The organism is Neisseria sp. HMSC069H12, assembly GCF_001812735.1.
Classification (GTDB): domain Bacteria; phylum Pseudomonadota; class Gammaproteobacteria; order Burkholderiales; family Neisseriaceae; genus Neisseria; species Neisseria subflava.
The window spans coordinates 43,890-67,311 of the sequence record NZ_KV810297.1 but is presented as its reverse complement, the minus strand read 5'-3'; the positions used below and the strand labels follow the sequence as shown (position 1 = coordinate 67,311).

The 23,422-nt window shown below is 43.2% G+C and carries 27 protein-coding genes, 2 tRNA genes and 1 pseudogene; 3 read left to right on the top strand and 27 right to left on the bottom strand.

Annotated elements, in window-relative coordinates; all coding sequences use genetic code 11:
- The 22 genes and pseudogenes from HMPREF2872_RS12095 to mraZ form a co-directional block, all read right to left on the bottom strand.
- Nucleotides 1–153, bottom strand: a pseudogene (locus HMPREF2872_RS12095) (sel1 repeat family protein); the annotation flags it as partial.
- Between the two features lie 189 nt (nt 154–342).
- On the bottom strand, nt 343–741 hold the full coding sequence (locus HMPREF2872_RS09445) for a hypothetical protein (RefSeq protein ID WP_070633163.1): 399 nt from the start codon (nt 739–741) through the stop codon (nt 343–345).
- A gap of 24 nt (nt 742–765) precedes the next feature.
- Entirely contained in the window at nt 766–1,776 is a 1,011-nt protein-coding gene (locus tag HMPREF2872_RS09440; RefSeq protein WP_049328394.1) for a hypothetical protein, read from the bottom strand.
- A gap of 59 nt (nt 1,777–1,835) precedes the next feature.
- Nucleotides 1,836–2,207, bottom strand: a complete 372-nt coding sequence (locus tag HMPREF2872_RS09435; protein WP_049328395.1) for a hypothetical protein — start codon at nt 2,205–2,207, stop codon at nt 1,836–1,838.
- A gap of 488 nt (nt 2,208–2,695) precedes the next feature.
- Nucleotides 2,696–3,187: a hypothetical protein gene (locus HMPREF2872_RS09425; protein ID WP_141752878.1), complete on the bottom strand. Its 492-nt coding sequence runs from the start codon at nt 3,185–3,187 to the stop codon at nt 2,696–2,698.
- Between the two features lie 139 nt (nt 3,188–3,326).
- Nucleotides 3,327–3,938, bottom strand: coding sequence for a hypothetical protein (locus HMPREF2872_RS09420; RefSeq protein WP_070633158.1), 612 nt, complete (start codon nt 3,936–3,938; stop codon nt 3,327–3,329).
- Nucleotides 3,939–4,068: 130 nt separating this feature from the next.
- Nucleotides 4,069–4,548, bottom strand: coding sequence for a group II truncated hemoglobin (locus HMPREF2872_RS09415; RefSeq protein WP_070633156.1), 480 nt, complete (start codon nt 4,546–4,548; stop codon nt 4,069–4,071).
- Between the two features lie 116 nt (nt 4,549–4,664).
- Nucleotides 4,665–5,747 carry a phospho-N-acetylmuramoyl-pentapeptide-transferase gene (mraY, locus tag HMPREF2872_RS09410; RefSeq protein ID WP_070633154.1) on the bottom strand — a complete coding sequence of 361 codons (1,083 nt, stop codon included), beginning with the start codon at nt 5,745–5,747 and terminating at the stop codon, nt 4,665–4,667.
- Between the two features lie 101 nt (nt 5,748–5,848).
- Complete coding sequence (locus HMPREF2872_RS11795; protein ID WP_168164763.1) at nt 5,849–5,998, bottom strand: hypothetical protein; 150 nt, start codon at nt 5,996–5,998, stop codon at nt 5,849–5,851.
- 15 nt (nt 5,999–6,013) lie between these two features.
- The gene (gene murF, locus HMPREF2872_RS09405) at nt 6,014–7,378 is read right to left on the bottom strand and encodes a UDP-N-acetylmuramoyl-tripeptide--D-alanyl-D-alanine ligase (protein ID WP_070633151.1); all 1,365 of its coding nucleotides are present in this window, start codon (nt 7,376–7,378) and stop codon (nt 6,014–6,016) included.
- 29 nt (nt 7,379–7,407) lie between these two features.
- The gene (locus tag HMPREF2872_RS09400; protein WP_070633149.1) at nt 7,408–7,947 is read right to left on the bottom strand and encodes a lytic enzyme; all 540 of its coding nucleotides are present in this window, start codon (nt 7,945–7,947) and stop codon (nt 7,408–7,410) included.
- Nucleotides 7,948–8,027: 80 nt separating this feature from the next.
- Nucleotides 8,028–8,834 (bottom strand): lytic transglycosylase domain-containing protein, encoded by an 807-nt coding sequence (locus HMPREF2872_RS09395; protein WP_070633146.1) that lies wholly within the window; start codon nt 8,832–8,834, stop codon nt 8,028–8,030.
- A 26-nt stretch (nt 8,835–8,860) separates the two neighbouring features.
- A complete protein-coding gene (locus tag HMPREF2872_RS09390; protein WP_141752877.1) occupies nt 8,861–9,493 on the bottom strand; it encodes a hypothetical protein in 633 nt (210 codons plus the stop codon).
- Complete coding sequence (locus HMPREF2872_RS09385) at nt 9,468–9,965, bottom strand: XAC2610-related protein (RefSeq protein WP_141752876.1); 498 nt, start codon at nt 9,963–9,965, stop codon at nt 9,468–9,470. The genes HMPREF2872_RS09390 and HMPREF2872_RS09385 overlap by 26 nt, the downstream gene beginning before the upstream one ends.
- 127 nt (nt 9,966–10,092) lie before the next feature.
- Complete coding sequence (locus HMPREF2872_RS09380) at nt 10,093–10,560, bottom strand: hypothetical protein (RefSeq protein ID WP_070633139.1); 468 nt, start codon at nt 10,558–10,560, stop codon at nt 10,093–10,095.
- 364 nt (nt 10,561–10,924) lie between these two features.
- On the bottom strand, nt 10,925–11,488 hold the full coding sequence (locus HMPREF2872_RS09375) for a hypothetical protein (RefSeq protein ID WP_070633137.1): 564 nt from the start codon (nt 11,486–11,488) through the stop codon (nt 10,925–10,927).
- 112 nt (nt 11,489–11,600) lie between these two features.
- A complete protein-coding gene (locus HMPREF2872_RS09370; protein ID WP_070633135.1) occupies nt 11,601–12,122 on the bottom strand; it encodes a M23 family metallopeptidase in 522 nt (173 codons plus the stop codon).
- Between the two features lie 181 nt (nt 12,123–12,303).
- The gene (locus HMPREF2872_RS09365; RefSeq protein WP_070633133.1) at nt 12,304–13,782 is read right to left on the bottom strand and encodes a UDP-N-acetylmuramoyl-L-alanyl-D-glutamate--2,6-diaminopimelate ligase; all 1,479 of its coding nucleotides are present in this window, start codon (nt 13,780–13,782) and stop codon (nt 12,304–12,306) included.
- Nucleotides 13,783–13,808: 26 nt separating this feature from the next.
- Nucleotides 13,809–15,557: a peptidoglycan D,D-transpeptidase PBP2 gene (locus HMPREF2872_RS09360; RefSeq protein WP_070633131.1), complete on the bottom strand. Its 1,749-nt coding sequence runs from the start codon at nt 15,555–15,557 to the stop codon at nt 13,809–13,811.
- A 78-nt stretch (nt 15,558–15,635) separates the two neighbouring features.
- Entirely contained in the window at nt 15,636–15,899 is a 264-nt protein-coding gene (gene ftsL / locus HMPREF2872_RS09355) for a cell division protein FtsL (RefSeq protein ID WP_003681879.1), read from the bottom strand.
- Nucleotides 15,900–15,961: 62 nt separating this feature from the next.
- A complete protein-coding gene (gene rsmH, locus HMPREF2872_RS09350) occupies nt 15,962–16,924 on the bottom strand; it encodes a 16S rRNA (cytosine(1402)-N(4))-methyltransferase RsmH (RefSeq protein WP_070633128.1) in 963 nt (320 codons plus the stop codon).
- Nucleotides 16,921–17,376 (bottom strand): division/cell wall cluster transcriptional repressor MraZ, encoded by a 456-nt coding sequence (gene mraZ, locus HMPREF2872_RS09345; RefSeq protein WP_070633127.1) that lies wholly within the window; start codon nt 17,374–17,376, stop codon nt 16,921–16,923. The genes rsmH and mraZ overlap by 4 nt, the downstream gene beginning before the upstream one ends.
- Nucleotides 17,377–17,778: 402 nt before the next feature.
- On the opposite strand from mraZ, the gene HMPREF2872_RS09340 reads away from it, so the two are divergent.
- The 3 genes from HMPREF2872_RS09340 (at nt 17,779) to HMPREF2872_RS09330 (ending at nt 19,195) form a co-directional block, all read left to right on the top strand.
- Nucleotides 17,779–18,930: a class I SAM-dependent methyltransferase gene (locus tag HMPREF2872_RS09340; RefSeq protein WP_070633125.1), complete on the top strand. Its 1,152-nt coding sequence runs from the start codon at nt 17,779–17,781 to the stop codon at nt 18,928–18,930.
- Nucleotides 18,931–19,036: 106 nt separating this feature from the next.
- Nucleotides 19,037–19,113: transfer RNA gene (locus HMPREF2872_RS09335), tRNA-Met, on the top strand.
- A 6-nt stretch (nt 19,114–19,119) separates the two neighbouring features.
- Nucleotides 19,120–19,195: transfer RNA gene (locus HMPREF2872_RS09330), tRNA-Ala, on the top strand.
- 139 nt (nt 19,196–19,334) lie between these two features.
- Here the strand turns inward: HMPREF2872_RS09330 and HMPREF2872_RS09325 are convergent.
- The 5 genes from HMPREF2872_RS09325 to petA form a co-directional block, all read right to left on the bottom strand.
- The gene (locus tag HMPREF2872_RS09325) at nt 19,335–19,739 is read right to left on the bottom strand and encodes a ClpXP protease specificity-enhancing factor (protein WP_070633124.1); all 405 of its coding nucleotides are present in this window, start codon (nt 19,737–19,739) and stop codon (nt 19,335–19,337) included.
- Between the two features lie 11 nt (nt 19,740–19,750).
- The gene (locus HMPREF2872_RS09320) at nt 19,751–20,356 is read right to left on the bottom strand and encodes a glutathione S-transferase N-terminal domain-containing protein (RefSeq protein ID WP_003685910.1); all 606 of its coding nucleotides are present in this window, start codon (nt 20,354–20,356) and stop codon (nt 19,751–19,753) included.
- 215 nt (nt 20,357–20,571) lie between these two features.
- Nucleotides 20,572–21,357 (bottom strand): cytochrome c1, encoded by a 786-nt coding sequence (locus tag HMPREF2872_RS09315; RefSeq protein WP_003685846.1) that lies wholly within the window; start codon nt 21,355–21,357, stop codon nt 20,572–20,574.
- A 14-nt stretch (nt 21,358–21,371) separates the two neighbouring features.
- On the bottom strand, nt 21,372–22,721 hold the full coding sequence (locus HMPREF2872_RS09310; protein ID WP_049328413.1) for a cytochrome b: 1,350 nt from the start codon (nt 22,719–22,721) through the stop codon (nt 21,372–21,374).
- 18 nt (nt 22,722–22,739) lie between these two features.
- The gene (gene petA, locus HMPREF2872_RS09305; protein ID WP_003685865.1) at nt 22,740–23,321 is read right to left on the bottom strand and encodes a ubiquinol-cytochrome c reductase iron-sulfur subunit; all 582 of its coding nucleotides are present in this window, start codon (nt 23,319–23,321) and stop codon (nt 22,740–22,742) included.
- Nucleotides 23,322–23,422: the final 101 nt, after the last annotated feature.

Genomic DNA, 23,422 nt, shown 5'->3' with positions numbered 1-23,422 from the left:
ATACATCTTACCCAAACTAAATTGGGCTTTAGTATTTCCTTGCTCCGCAACTTGAAGCGTTTTTTTAAAATCTGACACGTCATCTGCTAAAACCGCTTGCACCAAGCCCAAAGACAACAGGGCTACCATCATTTTTTTTAATAAACTATTCATTTTTAAACCTATTACTTTCAAAGTGTTGTTTCTAATGTATCCTAAGTTTTTCAGACAACGTTTTATTTCTTTCTCGGTTTTGCCTGACGATAGCCGTTACCGACATTTTTACCTGTATTGATACAAATGCGCCCTTCACATATGTAGGCATCCGACTCAGCAAATGCTTTGGCAGTTTCAATGGCATGTTCATAACTCTCCAAATTCCGCACGCCTATCAGCCAAATCAACAACTGTATATCGCACCACCACAAACAATATAATGACAGCAATAGCTAATACTACGCCTATGCCGATATACCAGCTTTTGATAATTTTATTGAGTTTTCCCACTTCACGATTTAATTCATCAACTGCCTTCTTATACCCTTCACTTACTAAGCCCAACGACTGCTCAGTTTCTTGACGGATAGTTTTCCCTGCACTGTCAACTATATTACTAACCTGTCGTCTGAACCGGTCGGACTCCTCTGACAAAGCACGCTGTTGCTCATTAATTCGGTCATCAATTTTTTTCCCGTGTTCAATAACGTCCGCCCGCAACATTGCCAACACCTTTATAGCCTCATCAAATTTCTTATCGTCCATTTAAACCTTCCCCGATATACGGATTTAAAGCGTTCTGACCATTGCACGGCTTGAATGTACCAACTCCTGTTGCCGCTCCAATTCCTGCTGTTCTTTATCTTCAGCCAACAGATTTTCTCCCTGCCTCAGCATACGCTGACCTTCTTCCGACTGCGCCAGACTTTTACCCAACGCATCCAACTGACTGCTGTCCGCAGACAAAACTGCAGCGTATAAATCACTGCCGCTCAAATTGTTCCAGTCGGTATTGTTGTAGTCGAAAGAGTGTTTTTGATGATCAGACCGTTTCTGCCTTTTCTGCTCATCATGATGATACAGTACCCCGCTTTTCTCTAGTCGGTCTATGATACCTCCATTGAGATTCAACCCGCTTGCCATCCCTACTCTTGCCCCGTTAATCAGGCTCCAATGTGAAGATTTGTTCTGCTCAATACGATAGCCTTCTTCCGTCAGCGTTCGCGTTTTCAAATTTCCTGAAAAAGTAATTTCTACTTTTCTGCCGATACCTTCAGGATCGATTTCTCGTTGAAGTTTGAAATTGATCATTTCCGAAGTTCGCCCACCAACAAAATCAAAATTTTCGTTTTTGTAAGGACGTATAGCAAAATCCTTGATGTACCTTCTACCATCGGGCTCAACCACAAACCGTGCTTTATCGTCCAACATAAAAGCACTGGTATTCCAGATATATGCTCGCTCGACCAAATCGTCTTTTCCATCATCGTACATAGCAAGCGTCAGAGATACCCATCCTCTATCTAAGCCGAAATGCTTCATAACTTCAGCCTTACTGTATTCTCCAGGTTTTAATCTGTAAGCAGATATCTGATAGTTTTCATTAAAAAATTTATTTACATATTCAAAATCTGACGCTCTTGCAAACCGTCCAGGACCATTCATAAACATTTGCGCAGAAACTGAGTATGGCTCACGTTTTCGAGAAATAATGTGGGTATCAATTTTATTTTTAGGTGGAATGGGTTGCCCATATAAATAAAGACTTGTTATTTCTTCCATTGTTGGTAACTTATTCATTTCAATTCTTTCATATTTTAATCTAGAGTCAAATTATTAATTTAATAATTTGATAGATATCAAAATTCAATTAACACTAAAATTGTCAACCAACTCACAATTACCAAATATGCAGCTACTCCATAAACACCAATAACAACACCCTGCCCAATCTTGCTCCTAACAATTTTTATCAACTTACTATAAATTATTAAATAAATTAGCATAATACAACCAAGGAGTATAAAATATGGTATAAAGGAAATCTTCAACCATACCCAAGCACCTTTCCAAAATAATAAAAGCAATACTAAGTAAAGTAGAGACATAATTAACATTTGGTAGTATCTGATAGATTGAATTTTAAATGAGTAAATAACCACCCCAAACACTATACCCAAAACAGCATGCAAAATGAAAAAATAATTATCAAACAATGAAGAAAAATCCATAACCCTCACCTTTTTAATATCTAATGACTTTGATGTCTTTAATAACCAAAATAGTTTATTCCAGCCATTCTAAAATCCTTACTTATACCAATAATCCGGAGCAGAAAAAATTTACTATATCTGCTTATTTCATAATAAATATTTTCCTTCTTATACTTGGTTTATATTCACTTAACCAATGCCGATATTGGTAAAATGGTAGCATTCTTTCAGGATAACGATCCGCTTACATCTCAATATGACAACATTCAGGATTTTTCTTTTAAACTCATCTGTATCTTTATATGGAACAACCGAATCCACAAATATTTCACTTCCACTGCTATCAGTTCCACATTGGATTTCTTTATCAACCTGTTCTTTCAATATCAGTTGAATAGCATCAATTTTCCATTCTACCTGCTGCAAATTCTTGGACGATATTGGCAACAAAATCTTTCTTATTAAAATCCACACTGCTTGTCAAAAATAGTTCCAACCTAAATTAATCATTTCAGGATATTTTGATTTGGGTCTATCGTATTAAATAACTCTTTTAATCCTTTCGAATCCAATAAAATCAAAAATCTCTCATCATTTTTAATAATTTTACTGAATAAAAAAGCTTCTCCCTCTGCTGCCTCTCGAGTAAGTATTTGGACAGAATGGGTGTTATACTTAATTTCAATCAATATCAAATATACTGAATCAAATTTATCATAGGGATTTAATGTACTTTTAATTCTATTAAAACCAGAGAAAAAATGAGAAAAGTCTTTTGGTTCTAAACGGTAATGGACAGATTTTGTACCAAATAAGTCCTTATAACCCAAACCTTCCCCTACTCTTTGTTTAATTTGCTCAGCAGTAGAAATGGGCGAAAATGATTCAACAAATCCATAGAGAGCATATACATCGATAGATTTAACACCCTCACTAGGAATTTGTATCACCTCATCTAATTTTTTTGTATTCTTAGCAAAATAAGTATTCATATTCATATTATGCAACTCCTGTTTTTTCGAAATGTTCACATCTTTTACCAAAGTTTCTGTTTGGCAAGCTGATAATGTTATACAAAAACTAATTCCAAGTAGAAATCTCAACATATCTATCCTTTCTTATATCTTTTCCACAATTTTAAAAATATAGATAACTGGGAATTTCAAAAACTTCTCCGCAGCGGTTCACTCCATAATAGCTTCTTGTTTTTTCAATTTTCTGATAAACACGCTTTTGTTCTTCATCCATTTTAAAATTTGGCCTTATTTGCCAATACTCCAACATTACATATCCATAAAATTTCCCTGTGAATTTATAGACATATTTAACCGGACCGCTACCGTCATTAATATCACCTATATATACATGACAGCAATCATCATTAAATGATTTAAAATTAGCAATATCAAAAGTCTCAGAATTTTTAGAAAAATCTTGATTTTTTTTATGCCCACCCAAAGAAATATCTGAATCCTTATTTATCAACAAAATTATTGCATCATTAACCATTTTTTCTTTTGAATATTCAGAAAAATACTTTCTGTCCCTAATGCAATATCCTTTATCTACGATTTGCGACATACCCATATATAAAATTAACGGGGTAACAATGATTAAAATTGCTATACATCGCCGCACTTTTATAGGAAGTGTGCACGTATATTTATAAATTCTCCATACGATGTACACAATAATAGGAAAAAAGACTATTCCAACTAACCACATCAGCATTATTCCTACAACATCCATATTACCTCCTGTTTTAGTCGTAGGCTGGATTCAGAATCCGACCTTTTCATGATTTGAGTTTAAAGACCCCTTTTATCATGATGATTAATCTATTTTTACATTTGCTATCATAATCACTTTTCAGACGACCTCAACCTTCAAAATAACTGTCCACGCCATATTGCTTTAAAACGTTTTTCAATTCGGGAATGCGGATTACGGGATCAACCGCCATCGGCGGCATAGGCGGTTCGACACCGTCTTCGTTTTGATTACGACACCAATCTGCCATGGCAAAAACTTGGATTAAAACCGGCTCAGCAAGTGCTTTGTCGATGTCCAGTTCGCTCATGGCTTGGGCAAAGCAGGCGATCCATTCGTTGCGGACTTGTACGTTGACGGCAAAAGGCATGTGGCGGGCTCGCAGTTGGGGATGGCCGTATTTTTCGACAAAGAGTTGCGGGCCGCCGAGCCAGCCGCTGAAAAATTCGTAGAGCTTTTCGCGTATCAGGGTCATGTCTTCGCCGTGCATTTGGCGCAAGGCTTGGTATTGCGGCTCGAGTTCCATCAAGTCGTAGAAACGGTCGGTCAGGGTGCGGATGCCGGTTGCGCCGCCGAAAGATTGGTACATGTTTGGAGACTTTCTGTGTGGATTATTGCGGAATTTATTTTTGAAATAGAGGATTCAGGCAAGCATGCTTACCTTACATAATGGCCGTCTGAAAGTTTCAGACGGCCTTTGGAGATTTAGCGGATTTTGAGGGTACTTAAACCAATCAGCACCAAGACGATAGTGATAATCCAGAAACGGACGACGACTTGGGTTTCTTTCCAGCCTTTTTGTTCGTAATGATGATGAATCGGCGCCATCAGGAAGATGCGTTTTTTGGTGCGTTTGTACCAACCGACTTGCAACATAACGGAAATGGCTTCAACAACAAACAGGCCGCCCATGATGACGAGGACAAATTCTTGGCGGATGATGACGGCAACGGTACCGAGCGCCGCGCCAAGCGCGAGCGCGCCGACGTCGCCCATAAAGACTTGTGCCGGATAAGCGTTAAACCACAAAAAGCCAAGACACGCGCCACACATGGCGGTACAGAAAATCACCACTTCGTTCGCGCCCGCAACGTAAGGCAGTTGCAGGTATTGTGCAAATTGGGAGTGTCCGCTGGCATAAGCAAAGATGGCAAGACCGGCTGCGACAAGTACAACGGGGAATGCGGCCAAGCCGTCCAAACCGTCGGTCAGGTTAACGGCATTGGATGTGCCGACGATGGTCAGGTAGGACAATACCAAGAAGCCGATGACACCAAGCGGCAAAGCAACTTGTTTGAAGAAGGGAACAATCAGGATATTGTTGGCGGAATTTGTCGCAAGGTAGAACAATGCCAAACCGGCAATGATGGCAACGCTGGACTGCCACACCATTTTGAATTTGGCAGACACGCCGTTAGGGTCTTTATAAACCACTTTGCGCCAGTCGTCGTAAAAACCGAGTGCGCCGGTAGCAAGCAAGACTCCTAAGAGAATCCAGATATAAGGATTTGCCCAGTTACCCCACAAGATTGTGGACACGGTAATGGCGGTCAAAATCAGCGAGCCGCCCATGGTTGGCGTACCGTTTTTGATCAGGTGGGTTCGAGGGCCGTCGGTACGGACGGCTTGACCGACTTTAAGCGCAGTCAGCTTACGGATGGTCCACGGACCCAACAATAATGAAAATACCAGCGCAGTCAGCGCAGCCATCACGGCACGGAATGTGGTGTATTGAAAAATATTCAGACCGGTTAACCAGTTACTGAAATGTGCGAGCCATAAAAACATGGGGCTTCCTTTTTTGTTTTTGTTGTTACAGCGGGCTTATTGCCCAATTAAAAATAAATCGGGATGCCGTCTGAAATTGCAGACGGCCTTGTTGAGTAAGATTATTTCTCTACCACGCAAATCGGATAGTTTCCGGGATTCTTTCCGCCACCCAAATCCAAGCAGGTATCTTCATAAATAAATGCCTGTACTTTCATTCCGGCATAAAACGCGGCAATCAGCAAACCAGCCAATACTAAAATCTTTTTCATATTTCAGACGGCCTTTTACGCGGTTGTTGCTGCTAATGCCTCAACCACTTCTTCCATCTTCATAAAGCGCGAGCCTTTGACTAACACAGTAGCGCGTTCAGGCAAATCATGGCTCAACACTTGGATTAGCGGATCTTTGTCTGCAAACCACAAACCTTCCGCGCCAAATGTTTCTGCCGCTTCAACGCTGTTGTCACCGACAAAATACGCGGCCTCGATGCCTTTATCCCGTGCATACGCGCCAACTTCGGCGTGCATGGCTGTGGCCTCATCCTCACCCAATTCACCCATGTCGCCCATCACAAAAATACGCGGCTCGGGCATAGCGGCGAGCACATCAATGGCGGCTTTCATGCTGTCGGGGTTGGCATTATAAGTATCATCAATCAAAGTTGCATCTTTAATGCCTTGCTTGATATTCAGACGGCCTTTGATATTACTGAAATTTTTCAGGCCGTCTGAAACTTCGGCAAGACTCAAACCTGCCGCCAAAGCCAGAGCCGCCGCCGCTACGGCATTATGCACATTGTGACGGCCGGGGACTGGCAATACCACGGCAATACGTTCATTACCACGCACCAAATCAAATTCGCAGGACAACGGTTTCAACTCAATATTTTCCGCATGGATATCGCCACTGGCAACGCCGAAAGTCTGAGCGTTCAATTGTGCAGTAGAAGCTTCAAATGTAGCGATGTTGGCATCTTCGCACGGAATCAGTGCAATGCCGTCTGAAAGCAAGCCTTCGTAGATTTCACTTTTGGCTTTGGCAATATCGCCGACACCATCGAAACCGCAGCCGACATGTGCGCGCAAAGCGTTATTGACCAAAGCAACATTCGGACCGGTGATTCGGGTCAGCAAAGACAATTCGCCAAAATGGTTCATACCCATTTCGATGACGGCATAGCGGTGTTTTTCGTTCAGTTTCAACAAAGTCAGCGGCAAGCCGATATGATTGTTGAAATTGCCGGCAGTCGCCAACACAGCTTCATCACCGAATCGATGACGCAATACGCCGGCCAACATCTCTTTAACCGTTGTTTTGCCGGAAGAGCCGGTAATGCCGAAGACAAACGGATTCACATTTTCACGCCAGGCCTTCGCCAGTTTTTGCAAAGCCGCAAGCGTATCATCAACCTTCAACGCGCCTTTCAAAGCCGCACAATCTTTGCGCGAAACCACAACTGCCGTTGCTCCCGCTGCCAACACATCTTCAACAAAGTCATGCGCGTCAAAGCGCTCACCGGCAAGCGCGAAAAATACGTCGCCCTCCTGAACATCGCGGCTGTCTGTAACAATACGCGAAACGGGTTGATTTTCAGACGGCATCGGAAGGCCGAGGATCCGACAAATAAAATTAAGGTCTAATGGTTTCATAGCTTTTTAATTAATAATCAAATGACTGTTTATTTATCTGAAAATCGATGTTGAATAACCCGATAACCATTATTTCCAGCCTTGCCTGTTTTTGCACACAAACTATCTCCACAACGAACAATATCTGAACTGTTAATCCTATTCAGCATATCTACCTCTAATTTCTTTTGAGAGATAATGTTCGAATAGAAGAAAACCAATGCAATACCACCAAGAACTAACATAGTTAAAGTAAGTGCCATCCCCAATACAGTCATTCTAAATATTTTTTGGTTTTCACTTTTAACTGCGCATAAATAAGTATTAAATTCACGCACCTGCTCAACCATCTGTTTCCGTGCATCATCCATATTTTGAGTGTATGCCTTTACTTGGGTAGAAGCGTGATGAAGGATATCATCCCTGACCATATCAACTATCATTTTTCGCTGCTGATTTAAAGAACTATCTAGCTCCTTTTGGATATTATCTACAATTTTTCCACTATCCTCTTTATATTTTTCCATAACCATGACCATATCGATCATCAGGTTCTGTATTTGCTCTGAAGCTCTATCAAGCTCATTCATTATTAATCTCACATGTCAATCCAAACTCCCTATGGATAAACTTCCATAGGGAGACTAAATTACCAATATTCATACAAAAACTATACAGAACGGGAAAAATTCCGCTGTTGTTCTTCTTGTTGCAGCGTATTTCTGCTTTCACGTTCAGTCAATTCTTGCAATTTTGTTTGTTCAATACGTCCTTGGATTTTCTCGCTAAAACTAGCAACTTCTTCCTGATTATTTGCTAGAAGCTTTTTGGCATATGAACCGTCAGTATCACTTAGCAAACCTTGAAGCATGGAACGGGTTTCTTCATATTTGGATTGTGAGGTATTAGTATCCTTCTCAGGAAGATTAAGCTTATCATCTTGATGATCTTTACGACCATATCCTTGATTATTATATTTTTCTTGAAGACCATCTGCCCTTTTTATCCACATATTGGCAAATTGTTCAGCAGTCATACTCGTTTTCCCACCATTTTGCTTAACTGAATTTTCTGCTTTTTTTCGCGACATAACAGTAGCCAGTGCATCCACCACATTGTCTTTTGGATGAGATAGTAGCGCAGTTGCGCCAGTCCATCCCTGCTGATGTCCTAAATAATATTCACCAGCAGTTAATTCACGTCCTAATTTTGCTCGCAATTGTGTAGAATTCCTTGCATGATGTTGCCTAACCGCAAGAAATGATTTTTCCAAATCCATAGTTTCATCTCTTGTTACACCATAATCTTTATAAAATTGAGGCATAATTTGAAAATGTCCAGTAGCTCCTGAACTTGCTTTCATATTTGTACCACTTGTACTTTCAATTTCATATATAGCCAGCCATTTAGCAGGATCCTCATTATATTTTAAGGATAAGTTATACAATTTCTTTTGATTTGCATTTAAATTAGCCATCTCAAAACTCCATAATAATTAATAGATTAATTTCCAATCAAGCTCTTTACTGTTTCTTTTACAAAAACATTCCAAGATTGCGAATATTTTTTATCCTTCTTAATTTCAACATCAGAAGGTCGATAAAAATATTCTGCATATGCCTGCGAACGTTGCAATTTACATATAGTAATCCAATTCAATTTTTGTGCTGGAGGAACACTTGCTCCTTGAAACTCATCACACTGTTGAATCTGCTGCTTGAGAAATAATTGATCTTTCCTGATTTCCTCTTTCAACAGCTGGTTATCTGCCCGAGCTAAACTCAAGTTGACATAACGGTTTCCTACATGAAGAAAACCATCTGCTGCCTCGCCATAGCATACATTGACATAATCGTTCCCACTGCCTTGCTCGGGAGATAGCAAGCATTTCTCCAGCTTCCCTGCAATATCTTTTTTAATTTGCGGCAGCGTATCAGCAATAACAGCCATCTTTCCTTTAGCATAAACATCAGTTATCGCACATACAGCAATCAAGCTCAAAACCATTATTTTCTTCATAATATTACCTCTCATATAATTTTCAAATTGAATCAATTCAATAAATGTATTACCCACATACAATCCAAAACCATAACTTTCTCCTTTCAACTTAACATTTCTCTGATGATGACTCACATACCTCAGTCTCTTTTCTCACTAGCTTAACTGCATCATTATGTAATTTATATATAAATTTATTATATTCACAGCATCCACTTGTTTTACCTACCGTTAAAATATTGCCATTTACCCTGAATAAAGAATTTGTACCAATGGTTAATTGAGAAAGCGGTCGGTTATAAATGAATTTTCCTTTCCGATATAAATAGATGTTATATGACGGACCACCGTAAGCACCTTTTTTTCCTGTTTGAATAATTAAATCATTGACACCATTTCCGTTAATATCTGAGAAAACAATAGAATATTTATCATATGCATATTTATCATCTAATTTTCCATTATAAACAGCATAATCCAAATTTATCCAAGCAGTATGCAATTTTAAAGTTTGCTTGATTGGCAGGATTTTGATAGATGTGTTTTTACATTCATATAACTTTTCCAAGAATGCGTTACATTGATTAGAAGAAAATCTAATATCCATCCCGTTGGATTTAAATGATTCATCATTAAGAAATATAGCCTTTTGAAGAAGCTTGCAACATTGCAGTTCCACTTACAGCTAACAATAAAAATTTCTTTAAGGTCATACTACACTCCTGTTTAGATTTTCATTTACTATATAATTCGCTTACTAATGAATCAGGATTAAACTGATCAAAACGAATCTTCTTAAGACTTTTAGGATATTTTTTCAAGTCTGTTACCACATCAACCATTCCAGTATTTGGGTTATTGACGGTCTGTGTATTTTCCATCTCTGTCAAATACCACTGCCCATTCTTGAATTTACGGAAAGTATAGGTACTATTATGAGAAGTCCCTGCATGTATTTCTTGATAAATGCTAAACTGATTTTTTTGGAATTTGAAAAAATCTTCGCTGGAAAAAAGGTATTTGGGAGTTTTGGAATATAAAAATATCTTATTATTTTCTGCTACTTTTATAAGCTGTCCATTCTTATTCTTTTCCAAAATAGAAAGAACAAGATTATTCTTTGCAGTTAGTGATTTTATTTTTTCAGGCTTAGTTATTAAAAAAGCATCTGTATCCCCATCTCCATCCAAATCATGATACACATAAGCCCATAAATCATCATGTCCAACAAATACTGATAATTCTTTTGGTATGTTTTGTTGCTCTGGCGTAGAAATTTCAGTAGCTAATGCATGACAAAAAAACCATTTAAAGCAAAAAAAGCTGTTAATTTAAGAAATTTCATAGCCAAACTCCATTTAAAACAAAAAATAATTACAAAACAAAACCATAGAAAAACGCACAAAACAATCTAAAAAAATCCCATATCGAATTTAGACAGCCTATCTGCTCTGATGAATCAGTGGATACGGATTCACCGCGCCGCTGGGCAGATACATATATTGCCATCTTAGTTAATTATTTCTTCTTAACGAAATGATATATCTAGATTTTGAATATTTCAGATCAACACTTCCAATGGCTTGGTCGCGTCAAGCTAAATTGAAAAAGCGTGTATAACGGAGACATAAATGGCTCAGAATCAAAATTTGCATCCGCATTCACATAAATAACCGCCCTATCTTTAAAACTGATTTGATAGGCTTTTTCCGTTGGTATAAATTCACTTCTACAACCCACTAACTCCTTCACTACTCCCTTACCCAAATTAGCTTCCAAAATTTTTTTAAATTGTTTATTCGGATGTGAACTTGATAAATCAATTGAATTAATATAACCATCTCGGCCATGTATAATAACTTCACTATCCTTCAAATTTTTTAGCTTTATCTTACTAGTGTTATAAACATTTTCCTTATTTTTTATCGTATTATATTGCCATTTCATCCCTTTAATATGTAGATACCGTTCTGCCTCAGTCCCTACTTCAGGCTGCTGCGTATCTGAGAAAATCAACAATAATTCTTTAAGCTGCATATTCCTCTGAGAGGCTGGAACATTTCTGGGTTTAGCAGAAATATCTATAGAAAATACGACACAAAGCAAACCTAATAATACTCTTCCATTCATTTTTAACTCCTAAAATCAAAAAACTTAACGATTATTCATCAAATCTTATTAAAAAATAAATTAACAAGCAAAATATAAGACAATCTAAAAGACTATCTTCAATTCAGACGGTCTATCTGTTCTGATTAATCAGCGGATACGGATTCACCGCGCCGCTGGGCAGATACACGCCGTAATGCAGGTGGGCCGGTGTAGTCCTGGCGTTGCCGGTTTTGCCGACATAGCCGATGACCTGTCCTTCTTTTACTCGCTCATACAGGCGGATACGGGCAAATTTATTCAGGTGGGCATAGTAATGCCACGCACCCGGCCCTTGGATACCGATAACTTTACCGCCCAATCGGTTGCGCCCAATTTTGGTTACGATACCGGGCGTCGTACTGCGTATCGGCGTATTTTTCTTAGCAAAAATATCCACACCTTCATGCCTGCGCCCCTGACTGCGCGCCGCGCCCCAAGTGTCGTCAAAACGCTTGCCTTTAACAGGATTCGGCAGGCTTTGCTCGACCGGAGGCTGTTGCGCCCTCAACTGCTCGATTTCTGCAGTAGGACGCGGAAGTTGTTTGGTTGTACAGCCTGCGAATAAAACTACGGCTGCACTGATTAATAAGGTTTTTATCGGCATTTTCAGCATCAAAATCGGTCTCCTTGTTGTTCAGACGGCCTTGTTAAAAAGTCTTCTGAAACAAACAACTGTGATGGGTTTAATGGCTGACGTGCCGTAATGCGTGTGTCGTATTGCTTTTGTTGTATATGCTTAAATCTTTTTCAGACGGCCTTAAGGTTTCAGGCCGTCTGAACATTTGCGATATAGCTTAACCGCGCTCTGCCAATGCTTTTTCTGCGATTTCAAAATCGGAGAAATGGTGCTTCACGCCTTGTACATCCTGATAGTTTTCATGCCCTTTACCGGCAATCAGAATGATGTCGTTCGTGGCGGCGCGTTCGACTGCGTAACGGATAGCAGCGGCGCGGTCGGCTTCGACGTATTCGGGCGCGGGAACGGCAGGCAGGATGTCGTTGATGATGTCTTGCGGATTTTCCAAACGCGGGTTATCGCTGGTAACCACCACTTTATCGGCACCCTGCACGGCTGCCGCACCCATCAATGGGCGTTTACCGCGGTCTCGATTGCCGCCGCAGCCGAAGACGCACCACAAAGCCGCGCCCTGCGGTTTGATTTCCTGCAAAGTGGAGAGTGCTTTTTCCAGTGCATCGGGCGTGTGGGCATAATCGACAACGACCAAAGGTTTGCCGCTGTTCATAATGCAATCCATGCGACCTGAAGCAGGACGGATTTTTGCCAGTACTTCCAAAACGTTATTGAGTAGATAGCCGTTGGCACACAGCAAAGCAACGCAGGCGGCGAGGTTTTGCGCGTTGAATCGTCCGAGCAGACGGGTACGGCATTTTCCTTCGCCCCACGGGGTTTGGAATACGGCTTCCATGCCGTCTGAAGAAGCGGTGAAATCGGTAATGCGGATATCGGCGTGTTCGCTGAAACCATAGCCGTAAACGGCTAAATCGGGACAGTCTTTTTTCAGACGGCCTACCAGTTCTGCACCGTATTCATCATCGACATTGATGATGGCGTGTTGCAGACCATGCCAGTAGAACAGGCGCGATTTGATGGCACCGTAGGCTTCCATGGTGCCGTGGTAATCGAGGTGGTCGCGGGTGAGATTGGTAAAGATTGCGCTGCGGAACGGCACGCCGTTGACGCGTGATTGGTCAAGGCCGTGGCTGGAAACTTCCATCGCGGCGGCTGTTGCGCCTTGCTGGCGGAAGCGGTAGAGCAGGGTTTGGACATCAACAGGGGCAGGCGTGGTATGCGTGGTCTCTTCCAATGCGCCCCAAAATCCGTTGCCGACTGTGCCGATAATGGCGGTTTTTTCTCCCAACAAATCGGTGGCTTGCGCCAGCCATTGTGTGATGGAGGTTTTGCCGTTGGTGCCGGTTACGCCCCAGACTTTGGGGTCGTCTGAAACATTGCCATAAACTTGCGCCGCCAACATGCCGGCACGGTGTTTCAAATCTTTGATGCCTTGATTGGGGACTTTCCATTCGGGATTCCACGCGAATTTGCCGTCGTCGTCCCAAAAAACAAAAGCCGCGCCGTTGGCAATGGCTGCGGGGATATAACTGCGGCCGTCCGTATATTCGCCCTGACAGGCAACGAAAATATCACCTTGTTTAATTTGACGGCTGTCTGAATGCAACAAACGCCCTGCTGCGTTTTCACACAGCAGAGGCGGAAAGTTGGTTTCAGCCAAGGGGGTTAACTTGCTGAACATAAACAATATCTCTTTGATTGTTTGGATTATGACGGTACTTTGGCAGTAGCGGTATTACTTAAAGGCCTGGTCGGGGAAACGCCCAAGATGTTCAAGCTTCCGCTCATGACTTCTTTGAATACGGGACCGGCAACCACGCCGCCGTAATAGCCGTTGGCAGTAGGTTCGTCGATGGTAACGGCCACGATCACGCGTGGATTTTTAGCCGGAGCAAAGCCGATAAACGTACCGACGTGTTTGTTGTCCACATAGCGGCCATTGACCAGTTTACGCGCCGTACCGGTTTTCGCACCTACGTCGAAACCATCCACAGCACCGGCAGTACCGGTACCGCCGGCTTCAGTAACGGAAACCATCAACTCGCGCACTTTTTTCGCAGTAGAGGCTTTGATGACGCGCTTGCCTTTAGGGGCAACCGCTTGTTTTTCAAAACTTACCGGCAACAATTCGCCGTCATGGGTCAAGACAGTATAGGCTCGCGCCAATTGCAATAAGCTTAATTGCAGACCATAACCGAAAGACATGGTTGCCTGTTCGATTTTTTGCCATCTGCGCCAGCTTCTCAACAAACCTGCAGTCTCGCCAGGAAAACCTGAATGCATACGCACGCCCACACCTAAATCGTGATAGAAATCGTACATTTCTTTAGGCGTAAACATGGCAGAAAGTTTACTGGTACCGACGTTGGAAGATTTTTGCATAATGCCGCGCACATCCAAAGTAGGATAAACGTGGGTATCTTGTACGGTAGCCGGACCGATTTTGTAAGGCAGGGTGTTGAACGTATCGGTTGCATCCACTTTGCCTGAATCCAATGCTTTGGCAATGGTAAACGGCTTCATGGCAGAACCAGGTTCAATCATATCGGTTACGGCGCGGTTGCGGCGCTGTTCGCTATTGGCCTGACCCGGTTGATTCGGATCGTAAGCCGGGCTGTTGACCAAAGCCAAAATCTCGCCGGTTTGCGCATCCAATACCACAACCGCACCCGCTTTGGCTTTGTGATAAGCCACAGCCTTGTTCAACTCGTCATAAGCCAGCGTTTGAATACGCTGATCCAAAGACAAAATCATGTCTTGGCCGTTTTTAGGCAAGCTGTTGCGTGGAGAGTCGAGGCTGTCTACAATATTGCCTTTGTTGTCGCGCAATACGACTTTCGCACCATCTTCACCGCGCAGACTGTCTTCACGGGAAAGCTCCAAGCCCTCCTGACCTTTGCCGTCGATATTGGTAAAACCGATAACGTGCGCAAACAGATTGCCCATCGGGTAATGGCGTTTCAATTCTTTTTGGAATGCGATGCCTTTAATGCCCAATGCTTTGATTTCTTCTGCTTTCTCGTAGCTGAGTTGGCGTTTCAGATAGATAAAGCCTTTGTCTTTTTTAGACAATTTATTTTTCAAAACTTCAACAGGCACATCGGCAATGGCCGACAGTTTTTCTAATTGTTCTGCAGTCGGCATTTCTTCCATACCGGAAGGCATGGCATACAATGATTCGGTAGGCGCACTCAAAGCCAATGTGGCGCCATTGCGGTCGGTAATCATACCGCGTGATGCCGGCAGCGGAAGCGTACGCACAAAACGTTGGTCGCCCTGATTTTTCAAAAATTCATGCTGACTGGTTTGCAAATAAACCCCGCGTACCAACAGACCGGCAAATGCCAGCGCAACAGCGCCCAGCACCAAACCGATTCGCCCGTTACTTGTCAGCGGCTTTTTCGTTTTTGTTGTTCCAGACAGCATTTGAGGTTTATATTCGTTCTTAATTAACATGTTGAACTTCTCATGACTTAGCTGCTCAGTGAGCCATCAAATCCCGTAAATCTTGCACTAATGCAAGGCTCTATATTCTTATTTTTTGCGTTCCAGCATAGCCGTATTATGCGCACCCGGCGGAAGCAGATGTTGCTTTTCGGCTGCCACTTTAATCAACTTGTGGTTTGCCAATCTTGCTTGCTCCAATTTCAAGCGCGCGTAATCCTGTTCCAACTGAATTTCCCGTTTTTGCGCCTTATCCAACTCGATAAAATGCAAACGGGACTGGTTTTGCTTAAACACTACGGCAAAGGCTGAGACCGTCACCAAAACCAGCAATAAAATATTCAATTTACCCATCTCAAACTTTCAGACGGCCTGTCAATAGAAACATCCCTTGCGACAATGCCGAAACGCTTTCCCTAGTCAACAACCAAAAATTCACCACTGCTTCGCTCCGCCACACGTAAAACTGCACTACGCGCACGCGGATTGGCTTCAGTCTCTGTCGAACCCGGTTTGATTGCTTTGCCCACAGCCTTCAAAGGCGGCTGAGGCAAATCCACTTCCTTGACCACTGCCCAACGGGGCAAAGGCGCATGTTGCGAATATTTTTTAATAAACTGCTTCACAATTCTGTCTTCTAGTGAATGGAACGCAATAACAGCCAAACGTCCACCCTCTTTCAGACGGCCTGCAACCTGCGGCAAGACTGCCTCTACCTCTTCGAGCTCGCGGTTAATAAAGATGCGAACTGCTTGGAAGGTGCGCGTTGCAGGGTCTTGTCCGCGCTCACGAGTACGGACGTTTTGCGCCACAAGCTGCGCCAGCTTGCGGGTTGTATCGATGGGACTCTCCTCGCGTTGCGCAACAATGGCGCGCGCAATCTGGCGACTAAACCGCTCTTCACCATAATTCTTAATTACCTCGTGTAAATCCTGTTCGGATGCGGTTGCAATCCATTCTGCCGCAGACATCCCGCGAGTCGGATCCATCCGCATATCCAGCGGCGCATCAAAGCGGAAACTGAATCCGCGGCTGCCATCATCAATTTGCGGCGACGAAATCCCCAAATCAAAAAGCGCACCGTCAATCTTATCGATGCCTAATTCATCCAAGGCCGTCTGAAATGTTTCAAAACCATTGTGTACGACACTGACGCGCTTATCTTGCTTTGCCAATTCATTAGCTACCGCAATCGCCTCAGGGTCTTTATCAAAAACAACCAAACGACCCTGCTCACCCAAACGCGACAAAATCAGCCGGGAATGCCCTCCCCTACCGAACGTACCGTCCACATAAATCCCGTCTTCACGGATTGCCAACGCATCCACCGCCTCATGCAACAAGACAGTAACATGCTGATAATTTTCAACTTTACTCACAATTGCAAATCCGTTTGACTCAATTGGAAAGCCAACTCATCAGGATCAATATCCAAAGCCTGATTCATTTCCTCTTCCCAATGTTCGCGACCCCACAACTCCATACGGTTTGCACGGCCAACCAAAGTAACTTCTTTTTCAAAATCCACGCGTTTGCGCAGATTGGCCGGAATCAAAACGCGTCCGGCGCTGTCCCATTCCAAAATCTCCGCATTGTGCAGCAGTAAATTCTGATACCGTTGCAAAGACTCATTGCCGGCCACCTTCAACTTCAAAATCTGCTCGGCTTTTTCTTCCCAAACGGGCTCGGGGTACATCAATAATTTTTTTCGAGAATCCAGAGTAACCACAATTGCAGGCGTATAACGGTGCAGCAAAATATCGCGGAATTTGGCAGGAATCGCCAACCGCCCTTTACTGTCCATACTCAATTCATGAGCACCGCCAAACACATCACACCCCAAATTCGATTAAAATAAAACTAGAGTGGGATTAAAAATCCCACCTTCCTAAAATATTTCGTTTTCACTCCTACGGAACACTTTTTAGGAAAAAGTAACCACTTTCACCCACTATGCCCCACTAACCGACACTATAAGAAATTTTAGCAATCAGGTCAAATCAACCCTTTATCTGAAATGAAACACTAAATACTTGAAATTCAATAGGTTACATATACAAAAATGCATGACAAATTGATATACCGGTTATTTCATATAGCATAAAATACTATATTTAGTATTATTTGCTTTTTTAAAATACTACATATAGTATTTTTATACCCAATTACCCCCCCTCTCACAAGGGGCTATAATATACAAACAAATTCAAATTTTTTACATTATCTAACAGTCATGAAGCCACAACTTCCCCTCCCTTCTACTGATGCACAAGCCTCTTCAGCACACCTGACGAAGCTCATAAAAAACGAAATTGAACAACATCAAAACTGGATATCCTTCTCCCGTTTTATGGAGCTTGCCCTTTACACACCTCAATACGGCTATTACAGCGGAGGCAGTCATAAAATCGGTACGGACGGCGACTTCATTACCGCCCCCACCCTTTCCCCCCTATTCGGACAAACCCTTGCCAAACAACTTACCGAATTACTGCCGCAAACAGCAGGCAATATCTACGAATTTGGTGCAGGCACAGGTCATCTCGCTGCCACACTCTTGCAAGACCTTTCAGACGGCCTGAATCATTACTATATTATTGAGTTATCAGCAGAACTTGCAGAGAGACAACGCCAACATATTATTGAGCACACATCTCCCGAAGCAGCAGCAAAAGTCATCCACCTTACCGCATTACCAGAACACTTTGACGGCATCATCATCGGCAACGAAGTATTGGATGCCATGCCGGTGGAACGCTTGATTTATCAAGAGGAAAGGTTTCAACAAATCGGCGTCAGTTTAGAGAATGACGGGCTAATCGAAGCCATCAGACCATTGGCACAAGCCGAACTTACGCAAACAGCCGCCTTATACTTCCCTCCCCTTCCCTCATACACAAGCGAGCTGCATCCTGCACAATATGCCTTTATCCAAACCCTGGCCGCCAAATTGCAGCGCGGCGGCATGATATTTATCGATTACGGCTTCGATGCCGCTCAGTATTACCATCCGCAACGCAAGGAAGGCACATTCATCGGCCACTATCGCCACCACACTATCCACGACCCATTTTTCAATATCGGCCTGACCGATTTGACTGCGCACGTCAATTTCACCGATATTGCACGCGCCGGCACGGAATCAGGTTTAGACTTAATCGGCTACCTGCCCCAATCTTATTTCCTGCTCAATCTCGGCATCACCGATCTGCTGGCACAAATCGGCAGCCCGGATTCGGTTGAATATATCCAAGCCGCTGCTGCAGTACAAAAACTGATACATCAGCACGAAATGGGTGAACTTTTTAAAGTGATCGCTTTTGGCAAAGACATCGATATCGATTGGACAGGCTTCAGCCACGGCGATATTTGTCATAAGCTATAGCCTGACAACCTACTTTTTATTTTTTAAAAACAATAAGAAATAAAAAAAAGCAAAATTAGCGCTTGCCAAATATTCAAAAAAAACTATAATAGCGACTTCACGAAACGGCGAATTAGCTCAGTCGGTTAGAGCAGAGGAATCATAATCCTTGTGTCCGGGGTTCGAGTCCCTGATTCGCCACCAAATTTCGGGGGTATAGCTCAGTTGGTAGAGCGCTTGCATGGCATGCAAGAGGTCAGCGGTTCGATCCCGCTTACCTCCACCACTAAACAAAAAAGCTCTTGTTAAATACAAGAGCTTTTTTGTTTGGCTTGATTAATAACTGATTGCTCATTAATTTTGCCACTTCAATACCCAATCAATAAAGGCCGTCTGAAACATTTCAGACGGCCTTTTGTCTTTAATTACTTCACAAGCTTCAATACTTTTTTCGGTTTTTCTTCCGCAGATTCAGCTTTTTTATCTTCCGCCGCTGCAGCTTCAACAGAAGCAGGCTGATATGGTTCTACCTCAAAACCCATACCTTCTCCACTTTCGCGGCCAAATATACTGACAATATGACCGACCGGAATCCAAATCTCGTGCGCCACACCGGAAAAGCGGGCAGAGAAATTGACCCATTCGTTGTCGATATTCAAGTTATGACTGGCGGTAGGACCAATATTTAAAACAATTTCATTATCGCGCACATACTGCATCGGCACTCGGGTATGTTCATTTACCCAAGCCACGATGTGTGGTGTTTGGTTATTATCCAAACACCATTCATACAAAGCACGCAACAAATACGGTTTGGTTGAAGTTGCCATAAACCCATCCTTTAGCGGCGCATGGCTTTTTCAGCCGGCGTCAGTGCTTCAATAAAGGCTTCGCGTTGGAAAATACGCTCGGCGTATTTCAGCAAAGGCGCAGCAGATTTACCCAGTTTGATGTCGTAATAGTCTAAACGCCACAGCAGCGGAGACAAGGCAACATCAATCATGGAGAAGTCATCGCCTAAGATGTATTTGTTTTTAGCAAAAGACGGTGCCAACAGTGTCAAACCATTACCAATGGCTTCACGCGCTTTAGCTTGTTCTTTATTGGTAGATTCAGGGTTTTCCAACACTTGCACCAAGCTGAACAATTCTTTTTCCATACGGTACAGCACCAAACGGCCGCGACCGCGCATAACAGGGTCGCCCGGCATCAACTGAGGATGAGGGAAACGCTCGTCAATGTATTCGTTGATAATGTTTGATTCGTGCAAAATCAAATCACGCTCAACCAGAACCGGTACTTGGTTATACGGATTCATCAAAGCCAAGTCTTCAGGTTTATTGAACACGTCCACATCTTTGATTTCAAAATCCATGCCTTTTTCATACAGCACAAAACGGCAGCGCTGGCTGAATGGACAAGTAATACCTGAATACAATGTCATCATAATCTTTTACTCCTGATAAATCTTTTCAGACGGCCTTAAGCCTTATAAAAATTCAGAAAGAATTATACATAATTTCAAACACTTAATCCAGAAATTTCACATATCATGTTGTTTATATTAAGTAATTTTAAAATTTACATTATTTTCGCATAAACCAATTTCACAAACAAAAAAGGCAAACCTGAAACAGGTTTGCCTTTTTTGATTCAAAAGAATTAGTGAACGTCTTTCCAGAATTCTTTTTTCAGGAAGTAAGCCAATGGCAGCATTACCGCAAACAGGAATGCCAAAACCATGTAGCCGATGCGGTGGCGTTGCAACTGAGCAGGCTCGCCCATGTACACCAAGTAGTTCACCAAGTCGCGTACATAAGTATCGTACTCTTTTTGGATCACTTTACCGTTAGGCAGGCGACGGCTTTGCAGACCGGTAGACTCCCAATACAACTTAGGAGTCAGGTTGCCATGCTCGTCTTTAATCATAACGGGCTGACCTTTGGCATCCAACTCAACGGCTTGAACACCTTGTTGCTCCCACAATGGGTGAGGCATACTCGCACCGGCCAAAACAGTATTATTCCAACCGGTCGGACGAGTTGGGTCTTTATAGAAGCCGCGCATATAGGCATACAGGTAGTCTGCACCCTTAGAACGGGCAATCAGGGTCAAATCCGGCGGAGGCGCACCCAACCATTTGGAGGCATCTTTCGGATCCATTGCCGCTACCATGACATCACCAACGTTGTCTGTTGTGAACATCAGGTTTTTCTTGATTTCATCTTCAGTCAAACCGATGTCTTTTAGACGGTTGAAGCGCATACCGCTTGCAGAGTGGCAAGACAAACAGTAGTTTGTAAAGATTTGCGCACCGTGCTGCAGGCTGACTTGGTCACGCAGGTCGATATCGACTTTTTCGTAGTGTCCGCCGCCGCTGGCAACGGCTGCACTCATAGGCACTGCCAGCAATAAGGCAGCAAACCAGTTTTTCAGAGTTTGTTTCATTTTCGCTGCCCTCATCAGATATTGGTTGCAAACAAGTAAGCACCGACAACGGTAATACCGACGTAAACAAAGAACATAATTTTTTGTTTAGTAGTGCTCATGGTTACGCGTTCAGGAACTGGTTTGTTGGTATCCAGTTTGGTATAGAACGGCATACCCAGGAAGAATGCAAAGTAGACGAAAGACAGGATACGTGCAACCAAAGTACGAGTATCAGTCGCTACCATTGCACCCAAAATACCCAAACCGATGAAGGCAATGATGAACAGAACCAACGCGGTTTTGAAGATTGGGCCGCGATAGCGGACAGATTTAACCTCGCCTTTATCCAACCAAGGCAACAAGGCGATCAGTACAACTGCTGCACCCATACCGATTACACCCCATACCTGAGTACCGGCAAAGGAAGGAATCGCACGCAGAATTGCGTAGAACGGAGTGAAGTACCATACCGGAGCAATGTGCGGAGGTGTTTTCAGCGCATTAGCTGCATCGAAGTTTGGTGCTTCCAAGAAGTAGCCGCCACCTTCAGGTGCAAAGAACAACACAGAACAGAAGACAATCAGGAATACAACGACGCCCAAGATGTCTTTAACGGTGTAGTAAGGATGGAATGGGATACCATCGCGCGGAATACCGTTTTCGTCTTTGTTTTTCTTGATTTCAACGCCATCAGGGTTGTTAGAACCCACTTCGTGCAAGGCGATGATGTGAGCCACAACCAAGCCGAGCAATACCAGAGGTACTGCGATAACGTGCAGGGCGAAGAAGCGGTTCAAAGTAACGTCGGAAACGTTGAAGTCACCGCGGATCCAAGTGGACAAATCAGGACCGATAACAGGGATGGCGGAGAACAGGTTAATAATTACCTGCGCACCCCAGAAGGACATTTGACCCCAAGGCAACAGGTAACCCATAAAGGCTTCTGCCATCAATGCCAAGAAAATCAGGGAACCGAAAATCCACACCAATTCACGAGGTTTTTTGTACGAACCGTAAATCAGACCACGGAACATGTGCAGATAAACGACGATGAAGAAGAAAGATGCGCCGGTGGAGTGCATGTAGCGGATAATCCAGCCGCCGGACACGTCACGCATGATGTACTCTACTGCGGTAAAGGCAGCAGGCAGATGGTAGGCGTTAAGGTTGCCGTCCGGTTTGTAGTTCATGGTCAGGAAAATACCGCTGACGATTTGAATTACAAGGACGAGCAGGGCCAAAGAGCCGAAGTAATACCAGAAGTTGAAGTTCTTCGGCGCATAGTATTGAGCCAAATGCTCATTCCACATTTTAGACAGAGGGAAGCGATCGTCCATCCAGCCTAACAATGCTTTTGCTTTGCTATTGGTTTGGTTTGCCATAATTATCGTTCCTTATTTTTAGTCTTCGCCCACCAAAACAGTCGTATCGCTCAGATATTTGTAAGGCGGTACAACCAAGTTGGTCGGTGCAGGAACACCTTTGTATACTCGGCCTGCAATGTCGAATTTCGAACCGTGGCAAGGGCAGAAGAAGCCGCCTTTCCAGTCTGCGCCCAAGTCAGCGGGAGCAATATCGGGACGGTAAGTCGGAGAGCAACCCAGGTGGGTACAGATACCGATAGCGACGAGGAGGTTCGGCTTGATCGAACGGTGCTCGTTTTTAGCGTATTCCGGTTGCTGATCCACTTCGGAATTAGGGTCTGTAACTGCACCATCCAAACTTTTTAAGTCTTTGAGCTGTTGATCTGTGCGGTTGACCAGCCAAATCGGTTTACCCTGCCATTCGGCAGTCAGCATTTGGCCTGCTTCGATTTTGCTGACATCTACTTCGACAGCAGCACCGGCAGCCTTAGCTTTCTCCGATGGGAAGAAGCTGGCCACGAAAGGCGTAGCTACGCCTAGAGCCGCCACACCGCCTGCACCGCATGTAGCTAGTGTCAGGAAACGGCGGCGACCGTTGTTGATTTCTTGATTATCCATTATTCAGTCGTCCTAAAATTTTGGGAATACCGAGCCATTAAACAGCGTAATTCTACCTAGTTTGTTGTAATACTCAAAGCATTATTTAAAATAAGGTAAAG

Bases quoted from the DNA above. Each gene is read 5' to 3' on its own strand.
- HMPREF2872_RS11795 (WP_168164763.1), bottom strand. From the start codon at position 5,998: ATGAAAAAGATTTTAGTATTGGCTGGTTTGCTGATTGCCGCGTTTTAT.
- HMPREF2872_RS09395 (WP_070633146.1), bottom strand. From the start codon at position 8,834: ATGGCTAATTTAAATGCAAATCAAAAGAAATTGTATAACTTATCCTTA.
- HMPREF2872_RS09340 (WP_070633125.1), top strand. From the start codon at position 17,779: ATGAAGCCACAACTTCCCCTCCCTTCTACTGATGCACAAGCCTCTTCA.
- HMPREF2872_RS09360 (WP_070633131.1), bottom strand. From the start codon at position 15,557: ATGTTAATTAAGAACGAATATAAACCTCAAATGCTGTCTGGAACAACA.
- HMPREF2872_RS09325 (WP_070633124.1), bottom strand. From the start codon at position 19,739: ATGGCAACTTCAACCAAACCGTATTTGTTGCGTGCTTTGTATGAATGG.
- mraY (WP_070633154.1), bottom strand. From the start codon at position 5,747: ATGTTTTTATGGCTCGCACATTTCAGTAACTGGTTAACCGGTCTGAAT.
- HMPREF2872_RS09440 (WP_049328394.1), bottom strand. From the start codon at position 1,776: ATGAATAAGTTACCAACAATGGAAGAAATAACAAGTCTTTATTTATAT.
- HMPREF2872_RS09320 (WP_003685910.1), bottom strand. From the start codon at position 20,356: ATGATGACATTGTATTCAGGTATTACTTGTCCATTCAGCCAGCGCTGC.
- HMPREF2872_RS09445 (WP_070633163.1), bottom strand. From the start codon at position 741: ATGGACGATAAGAAATTTGATGAGGCTATAAAGGTGTTGGCAATGTTG.
- HMPREF2872_RS09315 (WP_003685846.1), bottom strand. From the start codon at position 21,357: ATGAAACAAACTCTGAAAAACTGGTTTGCTGCCTTATTGCTGGCAGTG.
- HMPREF2872_RS09365 (WP_070633133.1), bottom strand. From the start codon at position 13,782: ATGTTCAGCAAGTTAACCCCCTTGGCTGAAACCAACTTTCCGCCTCTG.
- HMPREF2872_RS09420 (WP_070633158.1), bottom strand. From the start codon at position 3,938: ATGGATGTTGTAGGAATAATGCTGATGTGGTTAGTTGGAATAGTCTTT.
- HMPREF2872_RS09310 (WP_049328413.1), bottom strand. From the start codon at position 22,721: ATGGCAAACCAAACCAATAGCAAAGCAAAAGCATTGTTAGGCTGGATG.
- ftsL (WP_003681879.1), bottom strand. From the start codon at position 15,899: ATGGGTAAATTGAATATTTTATTGCTGGTTTTGGTGACGGTCTCAGCC.
- HMPREF2872_RS09370 (WP_070633135.1), bottom strand. From the start codon at position 12,122: ATGCTGAAAATGCCGATAAAAACCTTATTAATCAGTGCAGCCGTAGTT.
- HMPREF2872_RS09425 (WP_141752878.1), bottom strand. From the start codon at position 3,187: ATGAATATGAATACTTATTTTGCTAAGAATACAAAAAAATTAGATGAG.
- HMPREF2872_RS09385 (WP_141752876.1), bottom strand. From the start codon at position 9,965: ATGGATATTAGATTTTCTTCTAATCAATGTAACGCATTCTTGGAAAAG.
- HMPREF2872_RS09435 (WP_049328395.1), bottom strand. From the start codon at position 2,207: ATGGATTTTTCTTCATTGTTTGATAATTATTTTTTCATTTTGCATGCT.
- petA (WP_003685865.1), bottom strand. From the start codon at position 23,321: ATGGATAATCAAGAAATCAACAACGGTCGCCGCCGTTTCCTGACACTA.
- HMPREF2872_RS09415 (WP_070633156.1), bottom strand. From the start codon at position 4,548: ATGTACCAATCTTTCGGCGGCGCAACCGGCATCCGCACCCTGACCGAC.
- HMPREF2872_RS09400 (WP_070633149.1), bottom strand. From the start codon at position 7,947: ATGAATGAGCTTGATAGAGCTTCAGAGCAAATACAGAACCTGATGATC.
- murF (WP_070633151.1), bottom strand. From the start codon at position 7,378: ATGAAACCATTAGACCTTAATTTTATTTGTCGGATCCTCGGCCTTCCG.
- HMPREF2872_RS09375 (WP_070633137.1), bottom strand. From the start codon at position 11,488: ATGAATGGAAGAGTATTATTAGGTTTGCTTTGTGTCGTATTTTCTATA.